Source organism: Pirellula sp. SH-Sr6A (assembly GCF_001610875.1).
Taxonomy (GTDB): Bacteria; Planctomycetota; Planctomycetia; order Pirellulales; family Pirellulaceae; genus JBKCUI01.
The window spans coordinates 1,036,758-1,061,026 of the sequence record NZ_CP011272.1; the positions used below are offsets into that span (position 1 = coordinate 1,036,758).

Below are 24,269 nucleotides of genomic sequence, written 5' to 3' on the forward strand. Positions count from 1 at the left end.
GATTCCCAGGATAGACTGGCTGGCTCACCAAGTTACCGTGGAACCCCCAGAGTACCCTCGACGTGTCCAAAGCCGAGATCTATCTCAAAGAACTCTCCGACCAGTTCAAGCGAACGCAAAAGGCCCTGCAAGCATGGAGCCAGGCCGATACCCCCAACATTGCTTTCGACGGTGGAGTCGTGAAGGGAATCAGCGAATCTCTCCGTCTCGAGTGGCAGCGATTGATTGACGCATCGGCTGACGATGGACGCGAGGTCGAAGACAAAGCCAAGCGCGTTGAGATGGCTCTCGACGACTTCGCACTGAAGTTTGCCCGGAGGATGCGAGCCGCAGCGGTTCAAGCCGATAGCCCTCGTGGAAGCTTCGCGATGCGCGAAGCATAGGAGCAGAACACTAATCGTCACTAATCACCACTAATAAGGAAGAGCAACAAGATGGTCGCGGCTTTTGATTAGTGCGAATGAGTGGAGATTAGTGTTCCTGCTTTCTCAAGACGCTGAACTTTACACTCTACCAATGGCCCTGTTTGTTCTCTGTACGCTTGACTCAATTCTGCGGTTTCCCTTGGATTGAGGTGCAATCGAGATGCTCCGCAAAAGTTGATCCAGGAGTTATGAAAGTCTAACGCCGTAAACGGCAGGAGGACTTTGATGACGAGAAAGCGAAATCGGCATTCGTCCCATCAGATTATGAAGAAACTACGAGTCGCCGATGCAATGCTCGCTACGGGCCAGAATGTCGGCGACATACGGCAGGCCCTAGAGATCAGTGAACCGACCTTCTCGCTTTGGAGAACCCATGACGGTGGCATTCGGTGCAATGCCGATAAGCTTCGATCTCGGTTTTATACTATCTACTTTCTCCCCACTACTCTCTATTCGCCTAAGGCGAATCGGGGCGACAAGATTCGAACTTGCGACCTCTGCGTCCCGAACGCAGCGCTCTACCAGGCTGAGCCACGCCCCGTGTCCTGTAATTCTTCGGGTTTTCTCGCATCTGCACAAGACCACTCCACGCAGGTGGCACCAAAAACGGCACCAAATCTATTTTCCGAGTGACCGAACGTGTCACGGATCGCAATACATTCTGAGGGAAATCCCCCGATCCCCCTGGAGTGTGCAACATGCGGAAGCCCTTTTTCCGAAAGGCTAGAAATTGCTGGTTCGTAAAAGACGACTTGGGCCGGTTCATTCGGCTGGATCCCGATGAGACCAAAGCCCACACGCTTTGGCTGAGAATGGTCGAGGCTGCGGCCTACAAAGAACCCAACGCGACCTTCTACGCTTGCGCCCAAGCGTGGCTGAGGGAATACGAGGCAGAAGCCTCACCCGATGCGTTCAAGCTCGCGGTAGCGACGCTGAAGGACTTTTGCGAGTATTTACCGGACTCCTTCCGCGCTGTCGATGTGGACCCAATCTCCTTGCATGGGTGGGCCAAGGGGAAAAGGTGGTCGATGTCGACCAGGCGCGACCGGCTTCGAACGGTCAAGCGGGTCATGAAGTGGGCTTTCACCCGCGGATGGATCCCGAAAGACTTGGTTTCCGATATGAAGCTTCGAAGCTCCCCCCCCAGAATTCACTTGGTCACTCAGGAACAGTTCGCCGCGGTCATCGCGGATTGCAAGCGATGGAAGCGAGCGAGGCCCTACATACCCCTGATGATTGCCCTCTACCACCTCGGTTCACGCCCCCAGGCCGTTCGGATCGTCAAGGCATCGGACGTTTCTGCCTGCGGTCGATTTTGGATCTTGAAGCGACACAAGACGGCAGAGAAGACCAATCGGCCGCAACAGATCGCCCTGAGTCCGTGCTTGCAGACTCTCACACGGATCCTGATGGCTCGGCGCTCGAGTTTTCTATTCGTGAACGCCAACGGGGATCCCTGGAGCAAAAACGCAGTCGGGCTTCGGATGCGGAAGATTCGCAAGCGCCTGGGGATTCCAAATTTGATGCCATACAACCTGCGCCACACTTTCGCCACCGATGCGTTACTAGCCGGGCAGGATATTGCGACGGTGGCCGCTCTGATGGGCCACACGTCAACGGAAATGGTTTCCAGGTATTATGGGCACCTCGACCAGCACAAAGGGCACTTGGCCGACAACGCCGCAAAGATCGCCGCGGCCAGGTCTCAGAAGTAGGTTTTGACGACGCTGGATTTATTGGGCTTCTTCATGCCCTGGGCTGGCTCCGTTGTCGATGTGAATTCGCGTATGGCCTCTTTGGTGATCCGCCAATACTTCGACTGTTTCGCGCCAGCGTTCACCCCCCGGAGTCGACCAGATCGCAGGAGCGCGCGGACAGCATCATGAGAAATTTGCAGGTATTCGGCTACTTGCTTTGGGGTCAGAACGTCGGGGAGGTCGTCGAGTCGTGTCACGATCGTGGCTCCTTGTTGATGATCCACAACTCATCCTTCACCGAGTTGGACTGGGTCCGACTCGATGCCTGGATGATGTGCCAGTCTTTGTAGAGATCGCGGATCATTGGATCATCACCATAGCGCACGACTACCGTCGAATCCAACAGTTGAGCGAGTAGCGATTGCAGGTCAATGTGGTCGTTGTGCGTGAAGTTGTGCAGGTAGTTTCTACCAGCCCCCGTCCAGGGTGGATCGCAATAGACCCCAGTCTTCCGATCGTCTTTCACCTTGCTGAGGCAGTCTCGGAAATCCTCATCCGTCCATTCGCATCGGCGAAAGTGTTTCGCCCAGTCGTTCAAGTCTCGGGCGGCCGCCGCGATCCTGGTCGCGTTCGATCCACCGTTTGCCGTCCTTCGGACTGATGGCATACCTCCGAGATGCTTGGTTCCACCTTTGCCCTTCCGGCCGATCCAGCATAGCGCCCAGTAAGCCCAGGCTGATTCGATGATCGATAGGCTTTCCAGGGCCCTGGATTCGCTCCAGTCCTCCAGGATGGATGCAGCTCGCTCCATTTCGTCGGGATGGCTCAGAGTGAGCTGGCAACGCTGACGAAGTTGCTCCGAAACGTCGTCGCCATAGACTCCACCGAGTGCACGGTAGAAATTGATTGCCAGTCCGTTGCGATCGTTGCAGATTAGCGAGCGAGCCCGTAGGTGGGGCAAAATAGAGGCTCCGCCTACGAAAGGGATGGTGATGTGTGAACAGTCGCCAAGAAGTGCCGCTAGTGAGGCGGCGACCTCGGAATCAGATCCGAAGTAGGACAAGCATGATTTCGTAGACAGAGCCATATTGCACCTCAACCAGTTAGGTGGCAAGGGTGGTTGAGTGCTCCAAATACGATAGGTGGTTTCTTGAAATAGTCAATAATCGATTGTGACCAACCTTGTCACTGAATGCCTGCAAACTGGTCCCCATAGGAAAAGTCCACAGGATGTTTTGCCTAATCATCATCGAAAGGTCACGCAGCATGTTCGAAGTTACGGCCACACACAGCGACGGGCGCCAACGAAAGAAGATCGTGTTCACCATGGATCGCGCTCGCCACCTCGCCCACCAAGCCTTAGAAAAGCAATGGAAGGTGCAAATTACTCAGCTATACGCGGACGTGTGGATCGTGGACCACAGAACGGGCCATATCATGCTCTTTCGATCGCGGGTCTCGCACGCGGAGGCCTGCAAACGGACCCGGCACTACATGCGGATTGATCAGGATCGGGGATGTGTGATGTGGCCCCACGGAAAGCCGATCCCAAAGGGTTGGAGAGTGGTCAAAGTCGATTCCTAGAAACGCCCTAGAGAACAACTCTTTTCCTACTGGTCTTTTTGGGTAGATTCGCAAGTGTAATGATGCCACACACGAGTGATATAGTATTAAAAAGACCGCAGACAATTCCGCAAACACCAAGGGTTGTCGCAGACGATCGAAACTTAGCTCGGGTCATGTCATCTCGTCCCGAGTAGAACATAAACTCAAAGATTGCGAGAACAACCAGGGCGATACTTATAGGTATCGTGATGATAAAAACCATCCAAAAGATGGCCAAGATAATGTTGGATACACCGGAAATTAAGATTGTCACAGAAGATGCTGTTGAAAAACTATCTCCTTTGGATGTCGAAGTTTCTTGAGCCCTACTCGCGTTCACCTCGGCATTCGCTCTGGTCGATTGCAGGATCAGTTCCCTCAGTTTTGCAATTCTCCCAACGGCAATCCACTGGTTTTTTGTTATGCGGGGGTGGAGAACCATCGATGTTAGATCGATTCTGCCCTGTGTTGCATAGTTCTCCAGCTCGTTCTGAGTATATGGGCCGTATGTGTCTCCATGAACCCTCTGGACCATCCATGATCTATCTTCGATTGTTTGCTTAGGTGGGATCGAGCCAGGGGAGCCCGAATAGGCTTCGAGTTTGCGCTGGTCGATCAATGGCTTTCTAGGCGTGTTGCTCATTTCTTTGGGCTCTTTTTGTTGGGTTTCGTCATAGCGTCAATTTTGGCTTTCATCTCGGCGGCGTCTCGGCTCATCATTTCCGACTCCAGCCTTTTGGCGAGCTGGGCGGCTTTGTCGTCACCCTTGCGTCCAGAAATCGCAGGCGGGCCAATCAATCCGCTGTCTTCATGGAACTGCATCGAATACTGCGATCTTTCAACCTTTTTGTAGCAACGTTGATGAATGCCTCGAATCGTTCTGATTCCTGTCCCGTCGTCTAATGGCTGGTCGCAGTAAAGGCACAATCCAGCCTTCGCGTATGCTTCAACGTCCTTGAGCTTCTTTACCGGCGCAGCATCAAGCGACTTCTGTATTTGTTCCAGCTCCGCGACGATCGTCGCGAGCCTCTTTGCGATTTCTTTTGCGTCCATGTCCACAGTTTCCGCAAATATTTTTAGAAACGCAACCCTTTGCCGTCAAAAGACTTACGTATTTCCTGCACGGAATCGTTCGCGGAATCGTTCCCGAAATCGTGGACAAGTGCCGATTTGGTTTGTATTCTTGGTCATGTGGTTCATGGATGAGTTCAGTTTCTAACGAGGGGCATCCATGAGAATTCAAACGTTTGTAATGGGATTTGTGGACATGAAGAGGGCAGCGATACAGCGGGTTGCGAAGTGCCAGGCGGAGGGCCTTTGTCTCTCTTGCCTGGAGCCGCTCGACCCAGGAAAGACGGTCGTTCGCGGTTGTCACATGCGATGTGCAAAGGCGACCTATCGCATGATTGCCGACGGGCGGCTTACGGATGAGCAACAAGTTCAGGCTGGCGAGTGGTTGCCAGCAAGCAAGGGCGGCAGGAAGCCAACCCTAGCAGTTTCGAAAAAGGCGAGTGCGCTCGCAACGTAGTCACCGTTCGCGGTGGCCCCTGGTCGGGTTTCGGGAGTGACCGACTAGGGGCGCAAGGTGGGGTAGCTCAATGGAAGAGCATCGGGGAAACCCGAGACAGGTGGTTCGATTCCGCCACCCACCTCTCCCTGTGGCAAGGGTGGTTTTTAGGTGCAGTATTCTTGGAACGGTTCTGAGTTGCTGCGCCTTTAGGAATTGAGTTGAAGGGATGTGCGTGATGTTGGTTCTATCGAGGCACAAGGACGAGAGGGTGGTGATCGGGGATGGTCTCATCGAAGTCGTGGTTGTCGAGATTCGCGGCGATAAGGTTCGCCTTGGATTCAATGCTCCTAAGGATATTTCTGTCCATCGAAAAGAGGTCCAAGACTCCATCGATCGAGAAGGCAAAAGGAGCACGAACGATGACTGATGATGATGAAGATTACATCTATGTTTCGATTCGCATCGTCCGCGAGTTCGGAAAGGCTCCACTTGAATCGGACTGGTACGCAGACGATCAATGCGATGCCGCAACGATCGGTTATTTCCGCGAGGTGATTACCGATGTCCGAAAGGTAAGGCGACTTTCTTATCCGAAGGCAAAGCATGTCGAGCTGATCCATCGTGAAGCCGCGGATCTATGCGAGAGGCTTTACCCAGGCAACACCCGTTGCGATGTGCGCCTAGCTGATCGATCCGCCTTTGATCGTTACCAACATCAACTGGCATCCTTTGAACAAGAAATGAACGAGGTGTTGAGGTGATTACTTTGGCAAGATTCAATCAAAAGAAGCTCGATATTGTGAAGTCTCTTCTCGCTGATGGCGTAGACGATGCCACGATTCGAGCGGCTGGGTATAGCAAAAGTTATATCGCTGAGGCTGTTCGTCAGAACAAGCCAGCGAAGTGCTTCCATAATGCGAGCGAACCCAAAAAGCGATGCAAGTGCGGTGCTTTGGTCTATGAGAGCACAGTGGATTTTCGAGGGTATTGCTACGCCTGCAATATGCGACTCTCTGCCAACATCCAGAGAGATTGGAGGAGGCAAGTATGAAGCCCCAGCCAGGCCAGTATTGGAAGATGCGTTGCGGGACCATCGTTTACATCATCGGAGTTGCCCCGATGTTGTATTTGCCGCTCATCTCTGTTGATTCGACCGGATTTTTCCATCGGCATCTTGAGGATGGAACAGCCCATAGTTTCCTGCATCGCGACAGCGTTGAGGACTTGGTGGAACACCTGCCCGATTACCCAGGCTTTCCGTTCCCACCTGACGCATTTCAAGCCCCCCTAGTGAAAGCAGAAGAGGTCGCAGCGTGAGCAAAGAATCGAACCTCCAATACCATTCGGACCTGTCACGCGTCAGCAACACAATGTTGACGACGCTGAAGCGGAGCCCGAAAGAGTTCCAAGAACGATACATCACTCAGAATTGGGTTGAGAAGGACCAGAAAGCGTTTCGAATTGGAAACATGGTCCACTGTCTGAGCTTAGAACCCTTGGAATTCGATGCGCGATACATCGCCGCCGAAAAGCACGACCGACGAACAAACGTTGGGAAAGACGCCTGGACAGAGTTCGTAAAGCGAGCGGGCGATCGCCAGGTGGTCGATCCAGAGGAAGCTGAGTTGGCGATGGTTTGCGCGAGGAATTTGATTCGGCACCCAGACTTCGGGGACTTCTTCGCATACCGAAGAAATTCGGCGGTCATCGAAGAGCGAATCAACTTCACGCTTCACGGGGTCGATTGTCGGTGCAAGCCCGACATGTTGATTCCTGAGCTTGGTTTGATTCTCGACGTTAAGACGACAGCGGACGCGAGCCCAGAGGCGTTCGCCAGATCCGTGGCCAAGTGGGGATATGCTCGTCAGCATGCGTTTTACTGCGAAGGAGCGAGACAGAAGTACGGGATTGATTTCCGATTCCTTCTGTGTGTGGTCTCAACCAACAGACCGCATGAAACAGCATGCTACGAGCTGTCCCCGGCTTCGATAGACATCGCCAACGTCGAGCTTGCAGCGCTACTCGATGATTACAAACGCCGTCGTGATTCTAACGACTGGCTATCAACCTGGTCGCGAGGCATCGTCTCGCTTGACCTTCCACGGTATTACAACGCAAACATCCTCGTCGACTCTGATGAGGAAGAAACGGAACTGGAGGTGGCAGCGTGAGCACTGCAGTAATGAACCCGTATGGGCAAACGGAAGAGAAGGAAGAGCCAGCAGCAATGGTTGTGGCGACTCAAGCCAGAGAGGTTGCTGAGATTCAAGCAGCAATGGCAATCGCAAAGAAGTTTCCTCGAAACGAGAAGGCTTGTGCTGATCGAATCATTCTTGCTTGCCAAAGAAACAGCTTGGCAGAAAGCGCTACTTACGAATATTCGAAAGGAGGGACGGCGATTACTGGCCCTTCTATCCGACTAGCAGAAGCTATGGCAATGGCCTGGGGCAACATGCAGTTTGGAGTACGAGAGCTGGAACAGAGGCATGGTGAGTCCACCGTGGAAGCGTTTGCGATTGATTTGGAAAACAATGTTCGATGCGTCAAGGTTTTTCAGGTTCGGCACCATCGTGATACGAAAAGCGGTGGTTACACGATTAAGGACCAGAGAGAGATCTATGAACTGGTTGCCAATCAAGGTTCCAGGCGCGTTCGAGCTTGTATTTTGGCCCTAATCCCGGGTGATGTTGTTGAAGCGGCTGTTGATCAGTGCGACAAAACGCTTTCAGAGCACTGCGACATGAGTACCGATAACATCAAAAAGATGGTAGATGCGTTCTCGGCACTTGGGGTCACTAAAGAAATGATCGAGAGTCGCATCCAAAGAAGTATCGATGCGATTACCAAGGCAAATGTTATTGGTCTTCGCAAGGTATACAACTCGATTAAAGACGGCATGAGCAGCGCTAAAGAGTGGTTCCCTGTTCCTGATGAGAAGACAGGCACACAGACAGTCAAAAAGAATGCACCGATTCAGTCTGCAGGGTCATCAACTGCGGCCAATTCAACTGGGGAAAACGCAGCAGAGAAGAAATGACAGAGCCACATGTTTACCGTGGCTTTTTCGTCTGCCCAACCCGAGTGGGGCCATACACCATCGAATGGTGGCACCCAGACTACGACGGCGCTAGTGATTCTAAAGATAGACGAGCTGGATTCGCCACAAGTGAATCCGACGCAATGAACCAGATTGATCGAGTTTTAGGAGAGCAGGGCAACGCACATGTCAGCAACAATTGAACAGCCGAATGAAGTTTCAGGACAGTTAATAACCGGGGGTAAGACTCCGATTCTTTACCGTGTCTCTGATGCAAAAATCGACGAGATCCGAGCCGAGTTCACTGGTATCAAGATCCTCGACAACAAGGACTATGAGCGATGCACAAAGGCGATTGCCGTGTGTCGCACCCTCCGCACAGATGTTGAAAAGTGCCGAAAGGAGCTAAAGGAAGAGGCTCTTGAGTATGGCCGCCGAGTGGATTCAGAAGCGAAGCGACTCACTAAGAGGCTGGAGGAGATTGAGGAGCCGCTGAAGGCCGAGAAGGCCCGAGTAGACGAAGAGAAAGAGCGTGCCAAACGTGAAGCTGAAGAAGCGAAGCGAAAAAAGCTGGAAGCCCGTTTGGAACTGTTGGTATCCGTCAATTCGCGAATCAATCCGATGGTTGTCTCCGAATGGAGCGACGAGGAGTTTGATAGTCATTTCGCAGCCGCAAAGCAGGCCTGGGAAGAAGCAAAGCGTCTTGAACAGCAAGAGGCAGAGAGGAAGGCCAAGGAAGAAGCTGAACGACGCGAGGCTATGCGGATTGAAGAAGCACGCCTAGCGGCAGAACGCGCCGAACTAGATCGGCAACGGAAAGAGGCCGAGGAGGCTGCACGGATCGAGCGGGAACGCATCGAAGCCGAGCGAGCTATAGAACGGCAGCGACTTGCAGAAGAGCGAGCCAAGATCGAAGAGGCTCAGAGAATCGAGAGAGAAAAGCTCGAAGCTGAACGAGTTGCGATTGAAGCTGAAAGGGATCGGTTAGAGCGCGAGCAACGGCAGCGAGAGGAGGCAGAACGCGCCATCAGGCAACGAATATGGGAAGAGAAAGAGAGAAAAGAGCAAGAGCGACTTGACGCGATCGAAGCAGCCGAGCGAGCAAAAAGAATCGAGGAAATGAAGCCAGATCGAGAGAAGATGATTCGATTTGGAACCTTTTTAGAAGAGCTTGAATTGCCATCGTTATCAACCGAGGAGGGTGCTAGGCATTTTGAGTCGCTTCGAAGGCTCATCGGTATTGCAGCGGAGTTTTGCAAGAACTGCTTCGAGGAAGATCAATAACGATGGCCTACAGCAAGCTAGCGAGAACATCCGACCCAATGACCAGCCACGATGCAGCGGCAGGCATTGGGCTGAAGCTGACGGCCAGGGCTCAGCAATTCCTAGCGGGGCTGGAGAAGCTCGGCCAAGCGACGGCTAACGAAGTCGCTGTATCTGTAGCCGGTGGAAACATCGGCTTGGTTGGTTCTATTCGCAGGCGTGCAAGCGACCTCGATGAGCTTGGGCTGATCCGAGTTTGCGGCCGCCGAGTCTGTAGCGTGACGGGAAAGCCGGTTTCCTGTTACGAGATCGTCCCCCAAAAGAAAACTCAACTGGAGTTGTTTTAGGCATGGAAGCGGATCTTGTTGAGTTCCTGCGGAAGGTGGCACCGATTCACATTTTCGAGGCCGCAGGAGAGCTTCACGCGCTGAGCCAGAACGGAGCGAATTGGCCGCGTGCGAGCGCTGAGCATTGGAAGCGAGAGCTTGAGAAACTTGTCAAGGATGGCACTCTTGATGAAGTCGACGGAATGTTGAGTATCGCCAAGGTGAAGCGTGATGCACCAAGGCAAGGAACGTTGTTTTAGGAAAGGACAAGCATGAGCACAGAAGTCGTTGATCCCCCAGACGATGTAGAAGACACCGCAACGGAAGAAGCGGTCGAGGACCAACCAGGTTTTGTATCGGTTGGGAAACTTGAATATGACGCCATGAAGGCGAACGCGGAATACCTCCAAGCGATTGCTGACGCTGAGGAAGCATGCAACGAAGCAGAACTCGTTTATGCGAACGCAAAGCGAGAAGCAGACAAGGCAAAGAAGGCTTTCGAACACAAGGTTGGAGACCTTCGAGAGCTGATCCGAACGGGTCCAAAGAAGCCCAACCCACAAATGCTTCTTCCTGGTCTCGACGGCGAGCAACAACCAGACGATTCCTACCTAGACGAATCGATTTTCACCGTTCTGGAGCTTACCGACAAGCAAAAAGAGAAACTCGAAGAGTGCGGCGTGAAGACCGTGAGAGACTTTGAGAAGCTTCGATCCGGAGCGCTCGAGGATTATCCAAAGGGCCTGCGATCGATAAGAGGCGTTGGAGAAACGACAGCGGATAAATGGGAGAACGAGATCCTCGCATTTATTACAAAGAACACGCCGATGCAATCGATCGCAATCGGCATTGCAGAAGACACAACCAGTAATTGGGAAGAGCCCGAGGAAGACTGGGAAGATCAATAGGATCCTTTGGGCACGGAGGCCCCTCCCGCGTCGTGGTGTAATCCAGGAAACACGCTCTCAATGAATGAGGGAATAGTGGGTTCAAATCCCACCGGCGCGGCTTAATAGGACAAGAACTTGGGACCGAGAAATGGAAGGTCATTAGGATGAAGCATCAGACTCCAACTCTGTTGAAATTTAAGAAGCTAAAGCGACGGCTAGGGCTCACTAAGGATCGCGATGTGATGGGGCTTTTAGAGTCCCTTTGGATCCTTGCGCAACGATCGGCGCCATGCGGTGACATAGGGAACCAACTCGACAACGAGGAGCTCGCAATTGAGCTTGAGTGGGAAGGCGATCCAGACGAACTTGTCAGCGCTTTGGTCGATACGAAATGGCTCGATGCGTGCGAGGTTCACCGCCTGATAATTCACGATTGGCCGAGCCATGCCCCTCGGTACATTCACGGAATAGCTGCGAAGCGAGGTGGGTTCGCGACGCCGACTATAATCGGGGACTGTAGTCGAGGACTGTCAAACCAAGAGATGGCTGAAGCCGAAAATGACCACTCGGGGACTGTAGTCGAGGACTATAGTCCACCACTGAACGCCAGTTCGAGCCCGACTACAGTCGACGACTGTACTCGGCAACAACCTAACCTAACCAAACCTAACCTAACCAAACCTAACGAGAGAGAGCGCACACACACGCTCGCGAACTCACGTTCGGAAAAGTTCGATCAAGCCTGGAACCGCTGGAGGGCTCACCGGAACGAAAACTTCCAGCGACTTACGCCGACCTCCGAGGACGCCGCGTTGATGGAACTCGCCAGGTGCTTCCCCGACGACGAGGAAAGCCAGATTGCCGCGATCGAGTTCTCGATCCTGCGAGGAGCCAAGAACCTGATCACCAACGGGGACCACCGCGTGAAAGCCTCGCCGCGTGATAGCCCATCGCCAGAGGACCGCACAGCCCGACGCACGCATTTACTTTCGGAAATTGGAAAAGTATGAACCAGCAAGAGATTTCAGAATTTTGGGGCCAGGTGTTTATTAACTTCCCATCGCTGGAGGAATGGATTAACACCAAATCGCCGGATCCCCCAAAGACCATTGCGAGTTGGTCGCGAGCGTGGGAGAACATCACCGCCAAGGAGGCAATGTCGGTTTTGAATCGATGGGTAACCGGGGAGATTGATCCTCCGACGGGTTACCAGCGAGAGACTTTCCATATTCATCTTCGACAGGTCGTAATGAGCGATCGGGCGAAGTTGTCGGGAGCGAGAGCGAGGGAGGAGGCTTTCGAGAAAGCGAACATCGGAGCAGCTAGACCGAAAATCATGGTGTCGTGCTCCGCGGTGATGGATAAGATCATCGCCTTGAAGAGCCAGTACGAAGCGGGGTTCATCTCCATGGATGAACTCGAGCGCGAGAGGGATTTGATAGTTCGTGAAGCCCACGAAGAAATTGACAACAATGCGAAACGAAAGGCCGTTTGATGAATAGGCAGGCAAGAGTATCCCAATCCAACCAATGGAACGATTACGGAAACGTTGGATTGATCAAAGCAGCGGAAGCCGAGGCGATTGCGGCCGCAAAGTTCTGCATGAGCGTCGAGGAAGTCGACTGGGTTGTATTCGTTCGCGATGCTGATGATCCAGAGATCCCTGAACAATCTATGACCGTTACCACTCGGCTTTCAACCACCGTCAAAAACTCTCGATCGATTGAAAATGATGATTAGTTTCGAAGTGCCAGGAGTACCAAACTCGCAGCCTCGCCAGCGGCATAGGATGCAGAGCACCAAAGCGGGTAAAACATTTATCCAGAATTACACGCCGCAGGACTCCCCGGTTAATTCCTACAAGGCGGTTGTTCGACTTTGCTGTCGATCCGCGATGCGGGACAAGAAGTTGATCGAAGGACCGATCGAAATGCAGTTGGTATTTATCTTTCCACGATCAAAATCGCAGCATTGGAAGAACAAACCAATGCACCGTATCGAGCATACAAAGAAACCAGATCTTGATAATTTGGAAAAGGCTATTCTTGACGCGCTCAATGGTGTAGCTTGGGTAGATGACTCGCAAGTATGCAGAGTCCTCAAGGAAAAGGTGATCGCATCCGGAAGCGAAAGTCCAAGGGCGATTGTCAGGATTCGGCCCTATGTGCTCAGAGCTCACGATGGATCGTCGCAAACCAATCCTCTTAGACCAGAACCAGCTCGCTAAAGAGCTCGGGATGAGCCGTCGAACCATCAACCGTTGGCGGAAGCAAAACAAGCTCCCACCCCCTCTGGTCGACGATCGACACAGGCCGTTTTGGTCGCAGGCCCAAATTGCTCGCTGGTTGTCATCCGATCCGCAAATCAGGTCGGAATCTGCCCAATGTGACTCTATGTGACATCGCCCTTGAGGTGTCGGGCCTTTTGTGCTTGCGGCCGGTAGCATGCGTGAGCGAACGTTTGTTTCTCAACTCGCATGTGGACGCACAAAAACCCCATGGCTACGCAATTCGAAATCGATGCTCACCGAATCGCCGCAGATGCTTTTGAATCTTGCAAAGGCGATGCTGTCCAGTTTCGGCAACTGGTTTTGAATCGGGCACAGGGTACCGGCTGGGATGAGGCCGATGAGTTGCTTTCCCATTGCATGCTTTGCTTTTCGCGATGGACGCGAGACGGTGTTGAGAAACCGACAAAGTTGACCGAGGTCAATCCAGTTTCTGTACCAGCACAATCCCCAACCGATGTAGAGGAAGTCCATGCAAGCGAATAGTTTTGCTCTCGATTCGAGCGATTTCAAAGGCAACCAAGTAGCGGCTGGCGGCGCGTTGCTCGACAAGATTCGCGAGGTTCTAAGCTCGCTCTCAATCTCGCTTCCGCCCAAGTCCGACTTTTTGAAGATGGTCGACGACGCATACGAAACCTATGTGCGACCCATCGATATTCCCGGAATCCCCAACATGGTCGAACCGTGGGTTGATTCCGCTCTGAAATCCATCGTCCTTCAGCAGGCATCGCGCATCTATGACAACTTCGCAGCCAACTAACGGTTGGGACTTCGCTACCAGGACGGGACAGACGATCGCCCTCGCGGTGGTCGTCTGTGTCCTCGGTTGGGGATATTTCACCAGGCCATCAAATGATGGCGGAAAGCAAGACGACAAACCTGTCGTTGTTGAGTCGATTTCGAAGACTCTTGCAAAGTGCTATGAGGCTGATCGAGTCTCGAAGATTGCGATCATGAAAGGCATCACCGCAAACACTTTTGCAGACGATCAAGCGAAGCTGGAATGGATCAACAGAGAAAGCGAAACGAAGCGAATTGCTGACTTTCAGCCATATGTTGATCGTTTATCCGAAGCGATCGACACCGGCAAAACGGAAGAACTCGCGAAAGCACTGGAGGCTGGAAAGTGAGCAGCATAGACTTATCCATGCCAAATGACTGGGCTCGCGACTACGAGGACTTCGACTTCCTGCATTCGCTTCCTTTCGCTGATGACGAATTGATGATGCTGGTTGGCGAGTTCAACGAAACTCGTCTTGACCCCAAAGTCGTTTTGAAGACTGAAAACCAGCGGAATATGGGAAGTTGCAGAGGTCACAGTGGTAGCACTGGTCTCGAATGGATTCGCTCGCTTGCAACGGGGCAACCATCTCCTCAACTCTCTCGGATGATGATGTACGTTGAGACACAGAGACGCGACGGAATCACTCGCGACGCTGGTTCAACTATTGGCAACGGCATCAAGCAGATGATCGAGGTAGGTATCTGCGAGGAGTCGCTTTGGCCGTACCCGAACAGTTACACACAGCAACGTCCTTCAAACTGGCGAGCAGTTTTGGAAAACTCTGCACCAAACAAGATTGTGAGTGCGAAGCAAATCAAAAGCTATGACGCTATGCGTGTATTCTTTGGATCGAATCAAGGATTCGTGGATTGCGGTATTTCTTGGCGTCAGTCCTACGCAGCTCCAGTCGTTGAGTCGTTTAGCGGCGGAAGTGGTGGGCACGCGATTGCGTTGATTTGCTTAAGCGAGCGTTTGGACTCGCAAGGTAGACCATACGTGTGGATGTTGAATTCCCACGGATTGAGTTCTGGAGTCAACGGATGGTCTGAATGGTCACCGAAATTTATTGAGCAAGCGCTGCGGCACAACTGGAGCGAGTTCATCGCAGTTTCCGACATGCCCGCTGCGAAACCTCGCAAGTTCTCACTCGAAGACTGGAAGTCAAAACTGAGGGTTTAACCATGCTTGATCGATTAGTTCCGCTCGGAATGTACATGCTCGCGGCGACGGTCGTGCTTGGTTGTCCAGCAACGAAGCCGGTTGACCTGAAGCCTATTCCACCAGTGGAACCAGCGACGGTTTCGCAACCGATGCAAGCGGCAGAGATCCCAGGATCAAAGGCGGTCGAACCGACAATCATCGTGCACTCGGCATCGTTCGATTGCCCTGCATGCGACAGATGGATTGCAGTCGAATTGCCAAACTGGAAGAGTCTCGGGTGGAAGATCCCCAAGCCAGAAAAGGACGCTATCGCAGGTAAACGCTATCCGTGGTTTGAGATCATCGACGGGGACGGGCTTCATTTCGAAGTCAATGATTACCTGACAAAGAACTCGTATGAAGTAGCCCGGAAGAAAGCACTAGGCAGCAAGTGAGGTTTGAGTGCATGGAATCACAACAGAGGAAATCATTTTCCACTCGCTTGTCTGGGGCATCGGCTTTGCGGCGTCGCTGGGTAGGAGCAGCCGTAAGCGCGGTCGTGTCTCTCTCTGGGACATCGTTAATACTGGTTGCGCAAGTGGGTTTATCGCTTTCGGGATTGTTACTCTTTTTTTCGGTGGTGCTACTCGTAGTGGCGCCTTTAATTGGCCTGCACTTGGTATCGCGGCATTGATCGGTGCCGTCGGTGAAGAGCGGGACAAGCTCGGAAAGGCGGCTTTGACTCGCGCATGGGAAGCGGGACGAGTATTCTTCTCGCAATCGAACTCTTCAAAGCATGATGACGACAGGAAGGAAGTCGACAAGCAAAAATGACGTTCAGTGTTGCAACTCGAAACTTGACGATGCACAAGGGCGCCGATTGGAGCGAGTCGTTTTCTATTGAACTCGATGATACACCGATCGACCTTACAGGCTATCTGTTCGAGGGGCAGGCGCGTCGCGAGGAAAATAGCGATCCACCGCTCGCCTTCGAATTCACGTTTACACACTCTGTGGATAACTTGTCGATAACCGTATCTGTGCCGTGGGAGACTATCGAAGAGGTGGATACAGGCCCGAAGCCTGACAGCGGAGAGAGCCAGCTCTGGTATGACTTCTTCGTCATCGAGCCAAGTGGCAATCGAACGAAGTTTCAAACGGGTTGCGTGACGATCTATCGCTCTATCACGGAGTCGCCTGAAACTCCATGAGCAGCTACGTCATCAAGGTAACAGAGTCTCCACGGTACTCAGTGAAGATTGCCAAGGGGACAGGACCGCAAGGGCCAGCCGGAAGCGGTATGGAGCCGATCGCCGACGATCGATTGGTTGGTAACGTCTCAGGGACGGCTGCCGTTCCGACCGCACTTACTACCTCCCAGGTGAAGGAGCTTCTCGGCTACCTGGTACTTGCGGATCTGCAAGCCGCACTTGCAGAATACTCGACAACTTCACAGATTGTTGCTGCATTTGCTCCCATCGTTCACAGCCATCCGATTTCCGATGTTACGAATCTTCAAACGGCACTAGACGGGAAGCAACCGAGCGACGCCGACCTATCAGCGATTGCTGCATTGTCGGGTACAGGCTTCGCGCAGCGTACTGGCTCAAATTCCTGGGCTTTGATTACGACCGTTCCACAAACGAACTTGAACAACACATTCTCTCAGCCTCAGACTGTCCAGAAGTCGCTATCAGTAATATCTGAAGGCTCCAACTTTCAGGGCATCCGAGTGTCGGATGCAACGGCTACGCTTGGGAAAATTGGCCAAGTCATCATGGGATACCCAGGCTACTACGACAATGATCTATTGATTCTGTATGATGGCCAACCCGCAATGTCTTGCAATTCCGGCGCTGTGGTGGCATACAAGAATCTTCGTGTGCAGTCGTCCGGCACATCATCGACCATCGACATGGGGAATAACGCGAACAATGCTCTCGTTTTTAGTACTACCGGGGCGCCAGGTCTCCGTATTAGTGCTTTGACGCAACTTGCCTTCGCGATCAATTTCTCGAATCAGATCACGCTAACCGCATCCGCATTTACGATCACCCCAGCGACCACCGTAAATGGAACATTGGCATGCGGAGCAACATTCTCCGTAGGGACTTACACCGTGGCAACGCTCCCAAACGCCTCCTCTAACGCAGGAAGAGAAGCACAGGTTACTGATAGCAGCGTTACTACGTACAGAAGCAACGTTGCAGGCGGCGGAACTTCTCGGGTGAAGGTATTCTCAAACGGGCTGAATTGGTTGGTTAACTAATGACTACAACACCATACGAATTATTGGCACGATTTAATGCAGATGGAACCATCGCGGGCGTTCATGTTCGCCACCTGCTGACAGTCGGAGAGAAAGCGATTGAGCTTGATCCCGTACCTCTATCCGACACTTCCGATCCTGCCTTCACACAGTTCGCAGAAGCGTTTGCAGCGGCGGCGGTCGCAGAGAGGGACGCATTGCAGGCACAACTCGCGACAGCACAAGCTCGCATTGCAGAGCTTGAAGAAGCATTGCCGTGGAATCCCAGGATCATGGAAGCCAAAGCGTTTGTCGCTCGCATCACAGCGAGTGAGATGCTTACACTGGCTGGCTCGCAAGACGAAACCGTCCAGGGGATAGTCGGTATGCTCACGCAGTGGGTAGCAAATGATTGGCCGATCATTCTGGATTCGCCGGAGATGCAGCAAGCAATCGGCTACTTAGGGCAAGCAGGGATTGTGACATCGGATAGAGTCGCGGAGTTGCTGCGCGATTGCGTGCGGTCTGAAGCTCACGTTGCGGACGGGCAATAGCGGATTGTTCATCCTCACTTGATTTTTGACAGCCTGTCACAGACAAGACGATGCACCGAACACGTCCGCAATTGACTCGCACCCCTCTTTTGTGGGTGCTGGAATCTTTTTCTAAAAAGTGTGCGCATAGTTCTTTACTCTTGCCGATAGTGTGTGTATAGTTACAGCATCACCGCAACGGACACCAACCAGGAGACGGCAAAATGATTACTGAAGTGCACAGCGTTACAGCGGAGTATCTTGGACAAGTTGATTTGGGTGCACCGTGCTTTGCGGTCAAAATTGTCGACATCAAGCCAAACGCAACTGTACACAACAAAGTTCTTTTTCGGTCGCGAGTTGCTGGTTCTTTCCAAATCGGGAAGAATTACGAGGTAGAGGCCGTCATAAGCCAAGAGTCGAAGGAAAGTCCAAGGATTTACGAAGTGTTGAAGGTTGCGTAGTGACGAACGAGAGAAAGAACATAACCCAACCACCAGATTGGTGGAGGGTTTTTGAAGAGGAAGCACAAAAGGCAGGTGTAAGCCTATCCGAATGGATTGGCGAGGCGTGCGTGGAGAGGCTTCCGTGGAAGATTCGAAAGAAGCTGAGCGAGCGTCCGCCAGCTAATAGACCGAAGAAATCAGAATAGCGGATGGTTTAGCGGCACGGGGAGGAGTGGTATGGGTACGCGAGCAGATTTCTACATTGGTACAGGCGAAAATGCCGAGTGGTTGGGGAGTGTTGCGTGGGATGGGTATGAATGGCAGGAAGACAATGATTGCCCTTTGATGAAAGCAGCAACAGAGCAAGAGTTTCGCGAAGCGGTGGCGGCGATCGCAGTAAAACGCAAGGACTGGACATCTCCACAGCAAGGCTGGCCTTGGCCGTGGGATAATAGTTTTACTACAGATCGCGCATATGCTTTTTGCGATGGAAAGACTCAATGCTTTGAGTTTGGCGAGCTACCTTCAGAGAATGAAGAAGACGATCTGGCCAAGACGGTTGGTTGGCCCAACATGAAAGACCGGAAGAATGTGACTATGGGTCCACGTTCCGGAATTATGCTTTTCGGTTGATTGTTGATTAGAAGTGCGGAGTAGCCAGCCGCTAGTGGAAATACCAAATGTGAGAGAGGGCAACGGTGAGCACGCAAGTGAGCCCCTTTTCAGCGACGAGACCGATAAGTTGCTGACGGAGCTGGGATCGGAACGCAGCGATCGCAGATGACGAAAAATGGTTATTGGGAGGCACGAAACAACCGACGATTCGGGGCCGCATTGCGATGTAAAGCAATGCGGTACAGGTCGAGGATGCCAAATGGTTTCGGAGGCGTGACAGGTCGGAGAGACGGCCAAACGGATCGGCGGCGTGAAAACTGGAGGCATCTGGTGATTAGCGTAGGGAGTCCTAGTTTGGCGGGGAGTTGATCGCTCCGTCGAATGAAGCAGGTTCGAATCCTGCCCGATCCACTTACAATTCGATGCACCGACAACAGAGGCTTTAGCAGCCGCAGGGATTCGAAACATGTCCGCAAATACCGAAGAAAAAGTACACGTCGAATGCGAAAAGAAAACTGTGCTGGAAGTACGAGTTCGACGCCCGCTAGGTGTTGCTAGGGTGGTACTGGACGGATTGATGCCTACCAGGGAGGGAGAGTCTGGAGGTCGCGTCTTTGTGGATAGTGAATACGGCGACTGGTCTTACGCTTGGTACTCCATCGGTAAGCAATCTCTTGCCAAGTTCTTAGCTACTTGCGACTACGACTACATAGGTCGCAAGTTTCTTGGTGGGAAGTTCTATGTCCGAGACGACGAAGGAACAGTGAGCGAACTTCGCAAAGTTGTCTTACAGATGCGGCGGCAAGGCGATCTGTCAAAAGACAAGTCGCGGCATGAATGGGAGTTGATCGAGCAACTCGAAGATGGGTACATCGACTGGCGTGGATACGTTGACGAAAGCAATTTGTGTGAGGCGTGGGAGTACGGAGTAACAAAACCAGATCCGCAATTCATGGCGTTTTGGAATCAGCTTTGGGTTCCGCATATTGTTCCGGCTTTGCTGGACATAGATGCCAAATAGCAAGTCATTGCGGCACATTCAGAATTTTGGAAGTGATGGAGGGAAAGTACACATGAAGATGTTGTCGAGCATTAAAAATCCTCGCAAATTGAAGAAGCGATGGAAAAAATTAGTAACAAAAAGCTGCTTAAATAATCTTGGGGAGCAACGTCAGCAATTTATGAGTTGGCGTCTTCGTTGGAATCCACCGAGTGGTTGGATCGTGTCAGTCGTGGCGAATCGACGACAATTCGATAGGATGCAAAAACGTTTGGTTAGTGCGGCCTAGATAACGGCATGGGGGAATGATGGACGAAAGCATGTTTCCGTTTGTAGTAACCGGAGTTGCATTTATACCTGTAGAGTGCACGGTTCACGTAAAAGCTCAGAACAAAAAGCACGCTATGAAGCTGGCTGAAATGGAGTTTGAGAGGTCGAGCAGTAAATCCGAGTTTATCGTGCATAACTCGCACGAAGAAGGAGCCGTGTTCGATTTTAAAGCAGGCGATGCGTATCGAGACGGATGAAAACCACTTTAGAGAATCAGAGGCAAGCAATGCCAGATATACAAGTAAAAAAGGAAAGTGCCAACAAGCCTTGCGGAACCCAAGGGGTTAGTGCGTTTGCAGATTATTTCACGGACCCATCCGGTAGGACTGTTACTCGGAGAGGAACACCCTACTGCGTTTCCTGCAAGGAATTGACGAACGAAAGTTACAAAAACCATCCGTTATTGCGATGCTGGAATTGCAATCATGTGATGTGGGATTTACGTGCTTCTGATGCGAAGGCTGAACCAACAGAACAAGAGATGCGACAGTTCATCGAAGAGCATGCTCAAGGTCTTGAAATGCACGCTCGTTCGTATCGTGACGTCCTGCGTTCTAGCAATTCTCGACTTTTGAAGTACGCATACGAGATGGCAGTTGAATCGGAACGAGTATTCAACGATCAGGCAGACAGGGCAGAAACAAGTGCGGCACAGTCCGCTGAGGGGGAGTGATGTTTGCAGAAGTGAAGTTTAGCACGGGAAGGCATTATTTATCCGTGGCGGGAATAGCAGTGGCTATGGAGGGTGATGCGTGTCGACATCACCTACCGGATGAAGCGGCTGAACCCATTCCGCAACAAGAGCTTGAGAACGCGATGATTGGAGACAAGAAAGCTTCCGAGCTACCGCTAGATGTTGTTCGTTGGTTTCGCGGGGAGCGTTGGTCTGAAAAGTCGCTTCAGTGGGCAGCCGATCAGATTAACAAGTTTGCAATTGCGGTCCCAACCACCGCATCGGAGGAATGATGGATGCCGTGTTGCATAACATCACGCTCAAGTCAGCTAACTTTCGCATTCCTGATGGTGAATACGAAGGTATATGGGGAGGTTATGGAGTTGAGTTCAGGACTGATGTAGGGATTTTTGCAGCGCGATGCAACATGGGAGTCAGAGGAAACGCTGTCCCCTGTGTCGTGTCGGTGATTGACGGAAAGTTTTCAGTAAGAGTCAAAAAAGAATAGCGGTCTTGAACGCCGCTTCGAATAACCACGTGCACCGAAGTGTGCCGCAATTGGGAGGCAATATGAGCAAATCAAAAAGCGTAGTTAGCTTTGGCGGTGGGGTTAATTCCACTGCGTTGCTCGTTGGTCTTTATGAACGCGAAGAAAGACCGGATGCTGTTTTGTTCGCTGACACTGGTGGGGAGAGACCGGAGACATACCAGCACGTTCGACGCATGTCTGAGTGGTGTGTTGGTGTAGGTTTTCCCGAGATTGTTACGGTATCGAAAGGCATAACTTTGGAGCAAGATTGCTTGGATCGCGAGACGCTTCCAAGCAAAGCTTTTGGTTTCCCAAGCTGTTCCGATCACTTCAAAGTTCGCCCACAGAAAAAGTGGATAGCGGAATCGGGATGGAAGGATGTTGTCTGGCTGATTGGAATTCACAAAGGCGAGATTCAAAGAGCCAAGAAAAATACAGATCCCTTTGTGCGATTTCCGTTAATCGAATGGGGATGGGGTCAAGAAGACTGCGTTGATGCGATTCGATGCAATGGTTTGCCGATCCCTCCAAAGTCAGCTTGCTTTTTTTGTCCTTCGATGAAGAAGCAGGAGATCCTCGAATTGAAAAGAGACAATCCAGAGTTGTTCGAAAGGGCAGTAGAAATGGAACGAAACGCAAAGGAAGCTGGGACGCTAACAACGACAAAAGGTTTGGGTAGGCGATTTAGCTGGGAGTCTTTAGCGAAAGCAGACGAAGCTCAGTTGCGACTCCCGATTTTCGACGACTCGCAGCCACCTATATGCGATGTTTGTATTGATTGGTAATCAGTGCGGCCTGAGTATCGGCAAGGGAGAGAACAATGAGAGATGACAATGCGGCGAAGATCGTAGAGCAACTCGACAAGTGCCAGCCGTGCACTGATGACACTCTCTACCTTCCGGTTGAGTGCGTCGGTGAGATTATTCGGCTTGCTTTGTCGATGCGATCCAGGATCGACGAGCTTGAATCAACTCGCGAAATGGAACAGATAAAGCCGCGTCGCGGAAGAGTGACAGAAGATGGACTGTTGCTGTTGAACGAAGACAAAGACTAGCGGCTGTTAAGACGGCAAGGGAGATGAAATGCAATTAGCGTTTGAAGTAATGATTGTTGCATGTGGTTGTTTGGCAGCGTGGGGAATGTGGAAGGACAGGAATAATGACATCGTTTTGTAGAAAAGCATTTCGACGCTTCTGGCTGTTTGTGCGAATCGTCTGGAGAGAGTCTCCAGCGGGTGGATTGATGGATATTCGAACTGCATGGCGAGTCGCGACGATCATACACGGATAAGCACTAGCGGTTGTGAGATCCGCAATGGAGAAAGCATGAAAGTTGATGTCGACGTATTGGACTTTGTGCGTTGCGAGCTTGCGCAAGGTAGCTGTCCAAAGTGCCACGCTGTACACGATCCGGTTTTGATGCAACGAAGCTGGATGATTCCCGGTGAGCCTCGCGTGTTCGGGATCAAGTGCCCAACGTGCGGATTCCACGTCACAAACGAAGAGATTGCCAGGATAGAGCAAATGATAGCGCCCTTGGTCGCCAATGCTGTCAAGTCATTTGAAGAATGGAGAGCATTTAATGAGTGAGCCTATCAGCATTAGCGGCGTCAACAAAAAGGTAGGACGATGAGCCATACACCACGAATCGAAACCAGAGTCGTCGAAGAGTTCGATCTTTACTGGGTATACAGTTCTGTGAATGGTTGGTGTACTCAATGGCCTGTTCAATCGCCCACAAAAGAGGATGGTGAAGTTCTCGCGGCACAACTTCGAAACCTCATTAGGTCCGTCTATCGTCAAGCCTACAACGACGGCATCGCCGCTTGCCAGGAACAAATCAAGAATGCACTGGGGGTAAAATGAGTTGCAAAAAAAACGCAGCAAGCAATCCGCCTCTCTATCGAGGCTTTGCGTTCGTGGATTCGAGCGGTATCGATTTGAATTCGATCGCAAAAACGGAAGATGAGGTTAAGTGGAACATGCTCGAATCAAGCATGGGTTGGAGATTCGGGCATCCAGATCGGTATTGCAGGGACACAGAATGGGAAAGGCTGTTGACGTATGGAAAGGTTGTCTCGGTAACGGTGAGCGTAAATGAGTAGCTTCAACTGCGAACACTGCGGTGCACCATGCTTAGACTCGCCAGCGGGCTATACCACTGGCTGCGAGCATTACCCGCCAGACGTGCCGAAGATACCCGACATTGTTCGGCAATGCCTCGTTGAGTGGATGGTGCAAACGGTCCAAGAGATTAGCGAAGATGGTTGGGCTGCTGGATGGTACAGCGGAATCGAGCATTTGGCTTGGGATGCTATGCAGGGAAAAGAGATCGATGGTTTGCAGTGGTGCAGCACAAAGCGAGCGTTACGCAAACTAAAGGCAGTATCGGACTATCTAGGTGTGTGGGTGCATTGGGATAAGGAAGTTGGCGAGCCGAGAGCGATTCCGGTTTGGGTGTGGGTCAAGATCCACGAAGCAAAGGGAGGGCGGATCGATGACTGAGCAAGTGCCGAAGATCAAGCCGCTAGTGTGGGCACATTACACAGGCATGGACTACGATTGCGTAGCCAAATCATCAGTCGGTGATTTCTATCTGTACGCAGACAGCATCGGAAAGTGGGTTGTAGACGGTAAAGCGGTGTTTAACACGGTGGAGGCAGCCAAGGCGTGGTGCCAAGTCGAGTACGAAAGGCGGGTGCGAGAATGTCTGGAGTGAAGATCAAGCCATTGGCATGGGTCAAAGGAAACCCAAACATAAGCGAATGGACAGCGGAAACGCCACTCGGCAAGTTTCGCGTCATAAAGCGATACCAAGACAAGTCTGCCATAGTGTACATGGCACCTTTCGACTGTGGCGTTTGCCCCGATTTTTTAGACATAGAGGACGCCAAGGCATGGTGCCAAGCGGAGTACGAAAGGCGGGTCAGGG

Annotated in this window: 43 protein-coding genes, 3 tRNA genes and 1 pseudogene; 42 read left to right on the forward strand and 5 right to left on the reverse strand. The window is 52.0% G+C overall.

Annotation, left to right across the window (positions count from 1 at the left end):
* Window positions 1–62 precede the first annotated feature (62 nt).
* On the forward strand, window positions 63–383 hold the full coding sequence (locus tag VN12_RS03805; protein WP_146675584.1) for a hypothetical protein: 321 nt from the start codon (window positions 63–65) through the stop codon (window positions 381–383).
* A 509-nt stretch (window positions 384–892) separates the two neighbouring features.
* On the opposite strand, the gene VN12_RS03810 is transcribed toward VN12_RS03805, so the two are convergent.
* A tRNA-Pro gene (locus VN12_RS03810) sits at window positions 893–966 on the reverse strand.
* Window positions 967–1,123: 157 nt separating this feature from the next.
* Here VN12_RS03810 and VN12_RS03815 point away from each other — a divergent pair.
* The gene (locus VN12_RS03815; protein ID WP_146675585.1) at window positions 1,124–2,140 is read left to right on the forward strand and encodes a tyrosine-type recombinase/integrase; all 1,017 of its coding nucleotides are present in this window, start codon (window positions 1,124–1,126) and stop codon (window positions 2,138–2,140) included.
* On the opposite strand, the gene VN12_RS03820 is transcribed toward VN12_RS03815, so the two are convergent.
* Window positions 2,131–2,379 carry a helix-turn-helix domain-containing protein gene (locus VN12_RS03820; protein WP_205855179.1) on the reverse strand — a complete coding sequence of 83 codons (249 nt, stop codon included), beginning with the start codon at window positions 2,377–2,379 and terminating at the stop codon, window positions 2,131–2,133. The two genes, VN12_RS03815 and VN12_RS03820, sit on opposite strands and share 10 nt — an antisense overlap.
* Window positions 2,376–3,209 carry a DNA adenine methylase gene (locus tag VN12_RS03825; RefSeq protein WP_146675586.1) on the reverse strand — a complete coding sequence of 278 codons (834 nt, stop codon included), beginning with the start codon at window positions 3,207–3,209 and terminating at the stop codon, window positions 2,376–2,378. Before VN12_RS03825 ends, VN12_RS03820 begins: the two co-directional genes overlap by 4 nt.
* Before the next feature lie 179 nt (window positions 3,210–3,388).
* On the opposite strand from VN12_RS03825, the gene VN12_RS03830 reads away from it, so the two are divergent.
* Window positions 3,389–3,706 carry a hypothetical protein gene (locus VN12_RS03830; RefSeq protein WP_146675587.1) on the forward strand — a complete coding sequence of 106 codons (318 nt, stop codon included), beginning with the start codon at window positions 3,389–3,391 and terminating at the stop codon, window positions 3,704–3,706.
* 7 nt (window positions 3,707–3,713) lie between these two features.
* On the opposite strand, the gene VN12_RS03835 is transcribed toward VN12_RS03830, so the two are convergent.
* A complete protein-coding gene (locus VN12_RS03835; RefSeq protein WP_146675588.1) occupies window positions 3,714–4,370 on the reverse strand; it encodes a DUF4339 domain-containing protein in 657 nt (218 codons plus the stop codon).
* Window positions 4,367–4,780: a hypothetical protein gene (locus VN12_RS03840; protein WP_146675589.1), complete on the reverse strand. Its 414-nt coding sequence runs from the start codon at window positions 4,778–4,780 to the stop codon at window positions 4,367–4,369. Before VN12_RS03840 ends, VN12_RS03835 begins: the two co-directional genes overlap by 4 nt.
* Before the next feature lie 178 nt (window positions 4,781–4,958).
* Here VN12_RS03840 and VN12_RS03845 point away from each other — a divergent pair, with 178 nt between their 5' ends.
* From VN12_RS03845 to VN12_RS04025, 39 genes and pseudogenes are all read left to right on the forward strand, one after another.
* The gene (locus VN12_RS03845) at window positions 4,959–5,255 is read left to right on the forward strand and encodes a hypothetical protein (RefSeq protein WP_146675590.1); all 297 of its coding nucleotides are present in this window, start codon (window positions 4,959–4,961) and stop codon (window positions 5,253–5,255) included.
* Window positions 5,256–5,311: 56 nt separating this feature from the next.
* Window positions 5,312–5,379 (forward strand) — tRNA-OTHER (locus VN12_RS03850).
* A gap of 93 nt (window positions 5,380–5,472) precedes the next feature.
* Window positions 5,473–5,664 (forward strand): carbon storage regulator CsrA, encoded by a 192-nt coding sequence (gene csrA / locus VN12_RS03855; protein ID WP_146675591.1) that lies wholly within the window; start codon window positions 5,473–5,475, stop codon window positions 5,662–5,664.
* Window positions 5,657–5,998, forward strand: coding sequence for a hypothetical protein (locus VN12_RS03860; RefSeq protein ID WP_146675592.1), 342 nt, complete (start codon window positions 5,657–5,659; stop codon window positions 5,996–5,998). Before csrA ends, VN12_RS03860 begins: the two co-directional genes overlap by 8 nt.
* The gene (locus VN12_RS03865) at window positions 5,995–6,288 is read left to right on the forward strand and encodes a hypothetical protein (RefSeq protein ID WP_146675593.1); all 294 of its coding nucleotides are present in this window, start codon (window positions 5,995–5,997) and stop codon (window positions 6,286–6,288) included. The genes VN12_RS03860 and VN12_RS03865 overlap by 4 nt, the downstream gene beginning before the upstream one ends.
* Window positions 6,285–6,554 carry a hypothetical protein gene (locus VN12_RS03870; protein WP_146675594.1) on the forward strand — a complete coding sequence of 90 codons (270 nt, stop codon included), beginning with the start codon at window positions 6,285–6,287 and terminating at the stop codon, window positions 6,552–6,554. The genes VN12_RS03865 and VN12_RS03870 overlap by 4 nt, the downstream gene beginning before the upstream one ends.
* A complete protein-coding gene (locus VN12_RS03875; RefSeq protein WP_146675595.1) occupies window positions 6,551–7,408 on the forward strand; it encodes a PD-(D/E)XK nuclease-like domain-containing protein in 858 nt (285 codons plus the stop codon). Before VN12_RS03870 ends, VN12_RS03875 begins: the two co-directional genes overlap by 4 nt.
* Window positions 7,405–8,274, forward strand: coding sequence for a hypothetical protein (locus VN12_RS03880; protein WP_205855180.1), 870 nt, complete (start codon window positions 7,405–7,407; stop codon window positions 8,272–8,274). Before VN12_RS03875 ends, VN12_RS03880 begins: the two co-directional genes overlap by 4 nt.
* Before the next feature lie 186 nt (window positions 8,275–8,460).
* Complete coding sequence (locus VN12_RS03885) at window positions 8,461–9,558, forward strand: hypothetical protein (RefSeq protein ID WP_146675596.1); 1,098 nt, start codon at window positions 8,461–8,463, stop codon at window positions 9,556–9,558.
* A gap of 2 nt (window positions 9,559–9,560) precedes the next feature.
* Window positions 9,561–9,884, forward strand: a complete 324-nt coding sequence (locus VN12_RS03890; protein WP_146675597.1) for a hypothetical protein — start codon at window positions 9,561–9,563, stop codon at window positions 9,882–9,884.
* Between the two features lie 2 nt (window positions 9,885–9,886).
* Window positions 9,887–10,123, forward strand: coding sequence for a hypothetical protein (locus tag VN12_RS03895; RefSeq protein WP_146675598.1), 237 nt, complete (start codon window positions 9,887–9,889; stop codon window positions 10,121–10,123).
* 12 nt (window positions 10,124–10,135) lie between these two features.
* The gene (locus tag VN12_RS03900; protein WP_146675599.1) at window positions 10,136–10,771 is read left to right on the forward strand and encodes a hypothetical protein; all 636 of its coding nucleotides are present in this window, start codon (window positions 10,136–10,138) and stop codon (window positions 10,769–10,771) included.
* A 26-nt stretch (window positions 10,772–10,797) separates the two neighbouring features.
* A tRNA-OTHER gene (locus tag VN12_RS25655) sits at window positions 10,798–10,871 on the forward strand.
* Window positions 10,872–10,917: 46 nt separating this feature from the next.
* Window positions 10,918–11,763 carry a hypothetical protein gene (locus tag VN12_RS03905; RefSeq protein ID WP_146675600.1) on the forward strand — a complete coding sequence of 282 codons (846 nt, stop codon included), beginning with the start codon at window positions 10,918–10,920 and terminating at the stop codon, window positions 11,761–11,763.
* Complete coding sequence (locus tag VN12_RS03910; protein ID WP_146675601.1) at window positions 11,760–12,248, forward strand: hypothetical protein; 489 nt, start codon at window positions 11,760–11,762, stop codon at window positions 12,246–12,248. The genes VN12_RS03905 and VN12_RS03910 overlap by 4 nt, the downstream gene beginning before the upstream one ends.
* On the forward strand, window positions 12,248–12,493 hold the full coding sequence (locus VN12_RS03915; protein ID WP_146675602.1) for a hypothetical protein: 246 nt from the start codon (window positions 12,248–12,250) through the stop codon (window positions 12,491–12,493). Before VN12_RS03910 ends, VN12_RS03915 begins: the two co-directional genes overlap by 1 nt.
* Window positions 12,483–12,980 (forward strand): RusA family crossover junction endodeoxyribonuclease, encoded by a 498-nt coding sequence (locus VN12_RS03920; protein WP_146675603.1) that lies wholly within the window; start codon window positions 12,483–12,485, stop codon window positions 12,978–12,980. Before VN12_RS03915 ends, VN12_RS03920 begins: the two co-directional genes overlap by 11 nt.
* On the forward strand, window positions 12,934–13,152 hold the full coding sequence (locus VN12_RS26745; RefSeq protein WP_409994268.1) for a helix-turn-helix transcriptional regulator: 219 nt from the start codon (window positions 12,934–12,936) through the stop codon (window positions 13,150–13,152). The genes VN12_RS03920 and VN12_RS26745 overlap by 47 nt, the downstream gene beginning before the upstream one ends.
* Before the next feature lie 98 nt (window positions 13,153–13,250).
* Entirely contained in the window at window positions 13,251–13,526 is a 276-nt protein-coding gene (locus VN12_RS03930) for a hypothetical protein (protein ID WP_146675605.1), read from the forward strand.
* Window positions 13,513–13,800, forward strand: coding sequence for a hypothetical protein (locus VN12_RS03935; RefSeq protein WP_146675606.1), 288 nt, complete (start codon window positions 13,513–13,515; stop codon window positions 13,798–13,800). The genes VN12_RS03930 and VN12_RS03935 overlap by 14 nt, the downstream gene beginning before the upstream one ends.
* Window positions 13,778–14,170, forward strand: coding sequence for a hypothetical protein (locus tag VN12_RS03940; protein WP_146675607.1), 393 nt, complete (start codon window positions 13,778–13,780; stop codon window positions 14,168–14,170). The genes VN12_RS03935 and VN12_RS03940 overlap by 23 nt, the downstream gene beginning before the upstream one ends.
* The gene (locus VN12_RS03945) at window positions 14,167–15,003 is read left to right on the forward strand and encodes a hypothetical protein (protein ID WP_146675608.1); all 837 of its coding nucleotides are present in this window, start codon (window positions 14,167–14,169) and stop codon (window positions 15,001–15,003) included. The genes VN12_RS03940 and VN12_RS03945 overlap by 4 nt, the downstream gene beginning before the upstream one ends.
* Before the next feature lie 2 nt (window positions 15,004–15,005).
* The gene (locus VN12_RS03950) at window positions 15,006–15,419 is read left to right on the forward strand and encodes a hypothetical protein (protein WP_146675609.1); all 414 of its coding nucleotides are present in this window, start codon (window positions 15,006–15,008) and stop codon (window positions 15,417–15,419) included.
* A 7-nt stretch (window positions 15,420–15,426) separates the two neighbouring features.
* On the forward strand, window positions 15,427–15,798 hold the full coding sequence (locus VN12_RS03955) for a hypothetical protein (protein WP_146675610.1): 372 nt from the start codon (window positions 15,427–15,429) through the stop codon (window positions 15,796–15,798).
* Window positions 15,795–16,175 (forward strand): hypothetical protein, encoded by a 381-nt coding sequence (locus VN12_RS03960; protein WP_146675611.1) that lies wholly within the window; start codon window positions 15,795–15,797, stop codon window positions 16,173–16,175. The genes VN12_RS03955 and VN12_RS03960 overlap by 4 nt, the downstream gene beginning before the upstream one ends.
* Window positions 16,172–17,233, forward strand: coding sequence for a hypothetical protein (locus tag VN12_RS03965; RefSeq protein ID WP_146675612.1), 1,062 nt, complete (start codon window positions 16,172–16,174; stop codon window positions 17,231–17,233). The genes VN12_RS03960 and VN12_RS03965 overlap by 4 nt, the downstream gene beginning before the upstream one ends.
* Window positions 17,233–17,766, forward strand: coding sequence for a hypothetical protein (locus VN12_RS03970; protein ID WP_146675256.1), 534 nt, complete (start codon window positions 17,233–17,235; stop codon window positions 17,764–17,766). The genes VN12_RS03965 and VN12_RS03970 overlap by 1 nt, the downstream gene beginning before the upstream one ends.
* Window positions 17,767–17,969: 203 nt before the next feature.
* Window positions 17,970–18,209: a hypothetical protein gene (locus tag VN12_RS03975; protein WP_146675257.1), complete on the forward strand. Its 240-nt coding sequence runs from the start codon at window positions 17,970–17,972 to the stop codon at window positions 18,207–18,209.
* Between the two features lie 219 nt (window positions 18,210–18,428).
* Window positions 18,429–18,824, forward strand: coding sequence for a hypothetical protein (locus VN12_RS03980; protein ID WP_146675613.1), 396 nt, complete (start codon window positions 18,429–18,431; stop codon window positions 18,822–18,824).
* 325 nt (window positions 18,825–19,149) lie between these two features.
* Window positions 19,150–19,217, forward strand: a pseudogene (locus VN12_RS25660).
* 55 nt (window positions 19,218–19,272) lie between these two features.
* Window positions 19,273–19,827 (forward strand): hypothetical protein, encoded by a 555-nt coding sequence (locus VN12_RS03985; RefSeq protein ID WP_146675262.1) that lies wholly within the window; start codon window positions 19,273–19,275, stop codon window positions 19,825–19,827.
* Window positions 19,828–20,126: 299 nt separating this feature from the next.
* On the forward strand, window positions 20,127–20,333 hold the full coding sequence (locus VN12_RS03990; RefSeq protein WP_146675614.1) for a hypothetical protein: 207 nt from the start codon (window positions 20,127–20,129) through the stop codon (window positions 20,331–20,333).
* Window positions 20,334–20,808: 475 nt separating this feature from the next.
* Window positions 20,809–21,102 (forward strand): hypothetical protein, encoded by a 294-nt coding sequence (locus tag VN12_RS03995; protein WP_146675615.1) that lies wholly within the window; start codon window positions 20,809–20,811, stop codon window positions 21,100–21,102.
* Window positions 21,103–21,379: 277 nt separating this feature from the next.
* Window positions 21,380–22,123, forward strand: coding sequence for a phosphoadenosine phosphosulfate reductase family protein (locus VN12_RS04000; RefSeq protein WP_146675616.1), 744 nt, complete (start codon window positions 21,380–21,382; stop codon window positions 22,121–22,123).
* Between the two features lie 35 nt (window positions 22,124–22,158).
* Window positions 22,159–22,392 carry a hypothetical protein gene (locus VN12_RS04005; protein WP_146675264.1) on the forward strand — a complete coding sequence of 78 codons (234 nt, stop codon included), beginning with the start codon at window positions 22,159–22,161 and terminating at the stop codon, window positions 22,390–22,392.
* 574 nt (window positions 22,393–22,966) lie between these two features.
* Window positions 22,967–23,203 carry a hypothetical protein gene (locus tag VN12_RS04010; protein ID WP_146675267.1) on the forward strand — a complete coding sequence of 79 codons (237 nt, stop codon included), beginning with the start codon at window positions 22,967–22,969 and terminating at the stop codon, window positions 23,201–23,203.
* Window positions 23,200–23,442, forward strand: coding sequence for a hypothetical protein (locus VN12_RS04015; protein ID WP_146675268.1), 243 nt, complete (start codon window positions 23,200–23,202; stop codon window positions 23,440–23,442). The genes VN12_RS04010 and VN12_RS04015 overlap by 4 nt, the downstream gene beginning before the upstream one ends.
* Entirely contained in the window at window positions 23,435–23,842 is a 408-nt protein-coding gene (locus VN12_RS04020) for a hypothetical protein (protein ID WP_146675269.1), read from the forward strand. Before VN12_RS04015 ends, VN12_RS04020 begins: the two co-directional genes overlap by 8 nt.
* Window positions 23,835–24,056 (forward strand): hypothetical protein, encoded by a 222-nt coding sequence (locus VN12_RS04025; RefSeq protein ID WP_146675617.1) that lies wholly within the window; start codon window positions 23,835–23,837, stop codon window positions 24,054–24,056. The genes VN12_RS04020 and VN12_RS04025 overlap by 8 nt, the downstream gene beginning before the upstream one ends.
* Window positions 24,057–24,269 lie beyond the last annotated feature (213 nt).

Bases quoted from the DNA above. Each gene is read 5' to 3' on its own strand.
- VN12_RS03815 (WP_146675585.1), top strand. From the start codon at position 1,124: ATGCGGAAGCCCTTTTTCCGAAAGGCTAGAAATTGCTGGTTCGTAAAA.
- VN12_RS03825 (WP_146675586.1), bottom strand. From the start codon at position 3,209: ATGGCTCTGTCTACGAAATCATGCTTGTCCTACTTCGGATCTGATTCC.
- VN12_RS03830 (WP_146675587.1), top strand. From the start codon at position 3,389: ATGTTCGAAGTTACGGCCACACACAGCGACGGGCGCCAACGAAAGAAG.
- VN12_RS03835 (WP_146675588.1), bottom strand. From the start codon at position 4,370: ATGAGCAACACGCCTAGAAAGCCATTGATCGACCAGCGCAAACTCGAA.
- VN12_RS03840 (WP_146675589.1), bottom strand. From the start codon at position 4,780: ATGGACGCAAAAGAAATCGCAAAGAGGCTCGCGACGATCGTCGCGGAG.
- VN12_RS03845 (WP_146675590.1), top strand. From the start codon at position 4,959: ATGAGAATTCAAACGTTTGTAATGGGATTTGTGGACATGAAGAGGGCA.
- csrA (WP_146675591.1), top strand. From the start codon at position 5,473: ATGTTGGTTCTATCGAGGCACAAGGACGAGAGGGTGGTGATCGGGGAT.
- VN12_RS03860 (WP_146675592.1), top strand. From the start codon at position 5,657: ATGACTGATGATGATGAAGATTACATCTATGTTTCGATTCGCATCGTC.
- VN12_RS03870 (WP_146675594.1), top strand. From the start codon at position 6,285: ATGAAGCCCCAGCCAGGCCAGTATTGGAAGATGCGTTGCGGGACCATC.
- VN12_RS03885 (WP_146675596.1), top strand. From the start codon at position 8,461: ATGTCAGCAACAATTGAACAGCCGAATGAAGTTTCAGGACAGTTAATA.
- VN12_RS03890 (WP_146675597.1), top strand. From the start codon at position 9,561: ATGGCCTACAGCAAGCTAGCGAGAACATCCGACCCAATGACCAGCCAC.
- VN12_RS03895 (WP_146675598.1), top strand. From the start codon at position 9,887: ATGGAAGCGGATCTTGTTGAGTTCCTGCGGAAGGTGGCACCGATTCAC.
- VN12_RS03900 (WP_146675599.1), top strand. From the start codon at position 10,136: ATGAGCACAGAAGTCGTTGATCCCCCAGACGATGTAGAAGACACCGCA.
- VN12_RS03905 (WP_146675600.1), top strand. From the start codon at position 10,918: ATGAAGCATCAGACTCCAACTCTGTTGAAATTTAAGAAGCTAAAGCGA.
- VN12_RS03910 (WP_146675601.1), top strand. From the start codon at position 11,760: ATGAACCAGCAAGAGATTTCAGAATTTTGGGGCCAGGTGTTTATTAAC.
- VN12_RS03915 (WP_146675602.1), top strand. From the start codon at position 12,248: ATGAATAGGCAGGCAAGAGTATCCCAATCCAACCAATGGAACGATTAC.
- VN12_RS03920 (WP_146675603.1), top strand. From the start codon at position 12,483: ATGATGATTAGTTTCGAAGTGCCAGGAGTACCAAACTCGCAGCCTCGC.
- VN12_RS26745 (WP_409994268.1), top strand. From the start codon at position 12,934: ATGGATCGTCGCAAACCAATCCTCTTAGACCAGAACCAGCTCGCTAAA.
- VN12_RS03930 (WP_146675605.1), top strand. From the start codon at position 13,251: ATGGCTACGCAATTCGAAATCGATGCTCACCGAATCGCCGCAGATGCT.
- VN12_RS03935 (WP_146675606.1), top strand. From the start codon at position 13,513: ATGCAAGCGAATAGTTTTGCTCTCGATTCGAGCGATTTCAAAGGCAAC.
- VN12_RS03940 (WP_146675607.1), top strand. From the start codon at position 13,778: ATGACAACTTCGCAGCCAACTAACGGTTGGGACTTCGCTACCAGGACG.
- VN12_RS03950 (WP_146675609.1), top strand. From the start codon at position 15,006: ATGCTTGATCGATTAGTTCCGCTCGGAATGTACATGCTCGCGGCGACG.
- VN12_RS03960 (WP_146675611.1), top strand. From the start codon at position 15,795: ATGACGTTCAGTGTTGCAACTCGAAACTTGACGATGCACAAGGGCGCC.
- VN12_RS03965 (WP_146675612.1), top strand. From the start codon at position 16,172: ATGAGCAGCTACGTCATCAAGGTAACAGAGTCTCCACGGTACTCAGTG.
- VN12_RS03970 (WP_146675256.1), top strand. From the start codon at position 17,233: ATGACTACAACACCATACGAATTATTGGCACGATTTAATGCAGATGGA.
- VN12_RS03975 (WP_146675257.1), top strand. From the start codon at position 17,970: ATGATTACTGAAGTGCACAGCGTTACAGCGGAGTATCTTGGACAAGTT.
- VN12_RS03980 (WP_146675613.1), top strand. From the start codon at position 18,429: ATGGGTACGCGAGCAGATTTCTACATTGGTACAGGCGAAAATGCCGAG.
- VN12_RS03985 (WP_146675262.1), top strand. From the start codon at position 19,273: ATGTCCGCAAATACCGAAGAAAAAGTACACGTCGAATGCGAAAAGAAA.
- VN12_RS03990 (WP_146675614.1), top strand. From the start codon at position 20,127: ATGTTTCCGTTTGTAGTAACCGGAGTTGCATTTATACCTGTAGAGTGC.
- VN12_RS03995 (WP_146675615.1), top strand. From the start codon at position 20,809: ATGTTTGCAGAAGTGAAGTTTAGCACGGGAAGGCATTATTTATCCGTG.
- VN12_RS04000 (WP_146675616.1), top strand. From the start codon at position 21,380: ATGAGCAAATCAAAAAGCGTAGTTAGCTTTGGCGGTGGGGTTAATTCC.
- VN12_RS04005 (WP_146675264.1), top strand. From the start codon at position 22,159: ATGAGAGATGACAATGCGGCGAAGATCGTAGAGCAACTCGACAAGTGC.
- VN12_RS04010 (WP_146675267.1), top strand. From the start codon at position 22,967: ATGAGCCATACACCACGAATCGAAACCAGAGTCGTCGAAGAGTTCGAT.
- VN12_RS04015 (WP_146675268.1), top strand. From the start codon at position 23,200: ATGAGTTGCAAAAAAAACGCAGCAAGCAATCCGCCTCTCTATCGAGGC.
- VN12_RS04020 (WP_146675269.1), top strand. From the start codon at position 23,435: ATGAGTAGCTTCAACTGCGAACACTGCGGTGCACCATGCTTAGACTCG.
- VN12_RS04025 (WP_146675617.1), top strand. From the start codon at position 23,835: ATGACTGAGCAAGTGCCGAAGATCAAGCCGCTAGTGTGGGCACATTAC.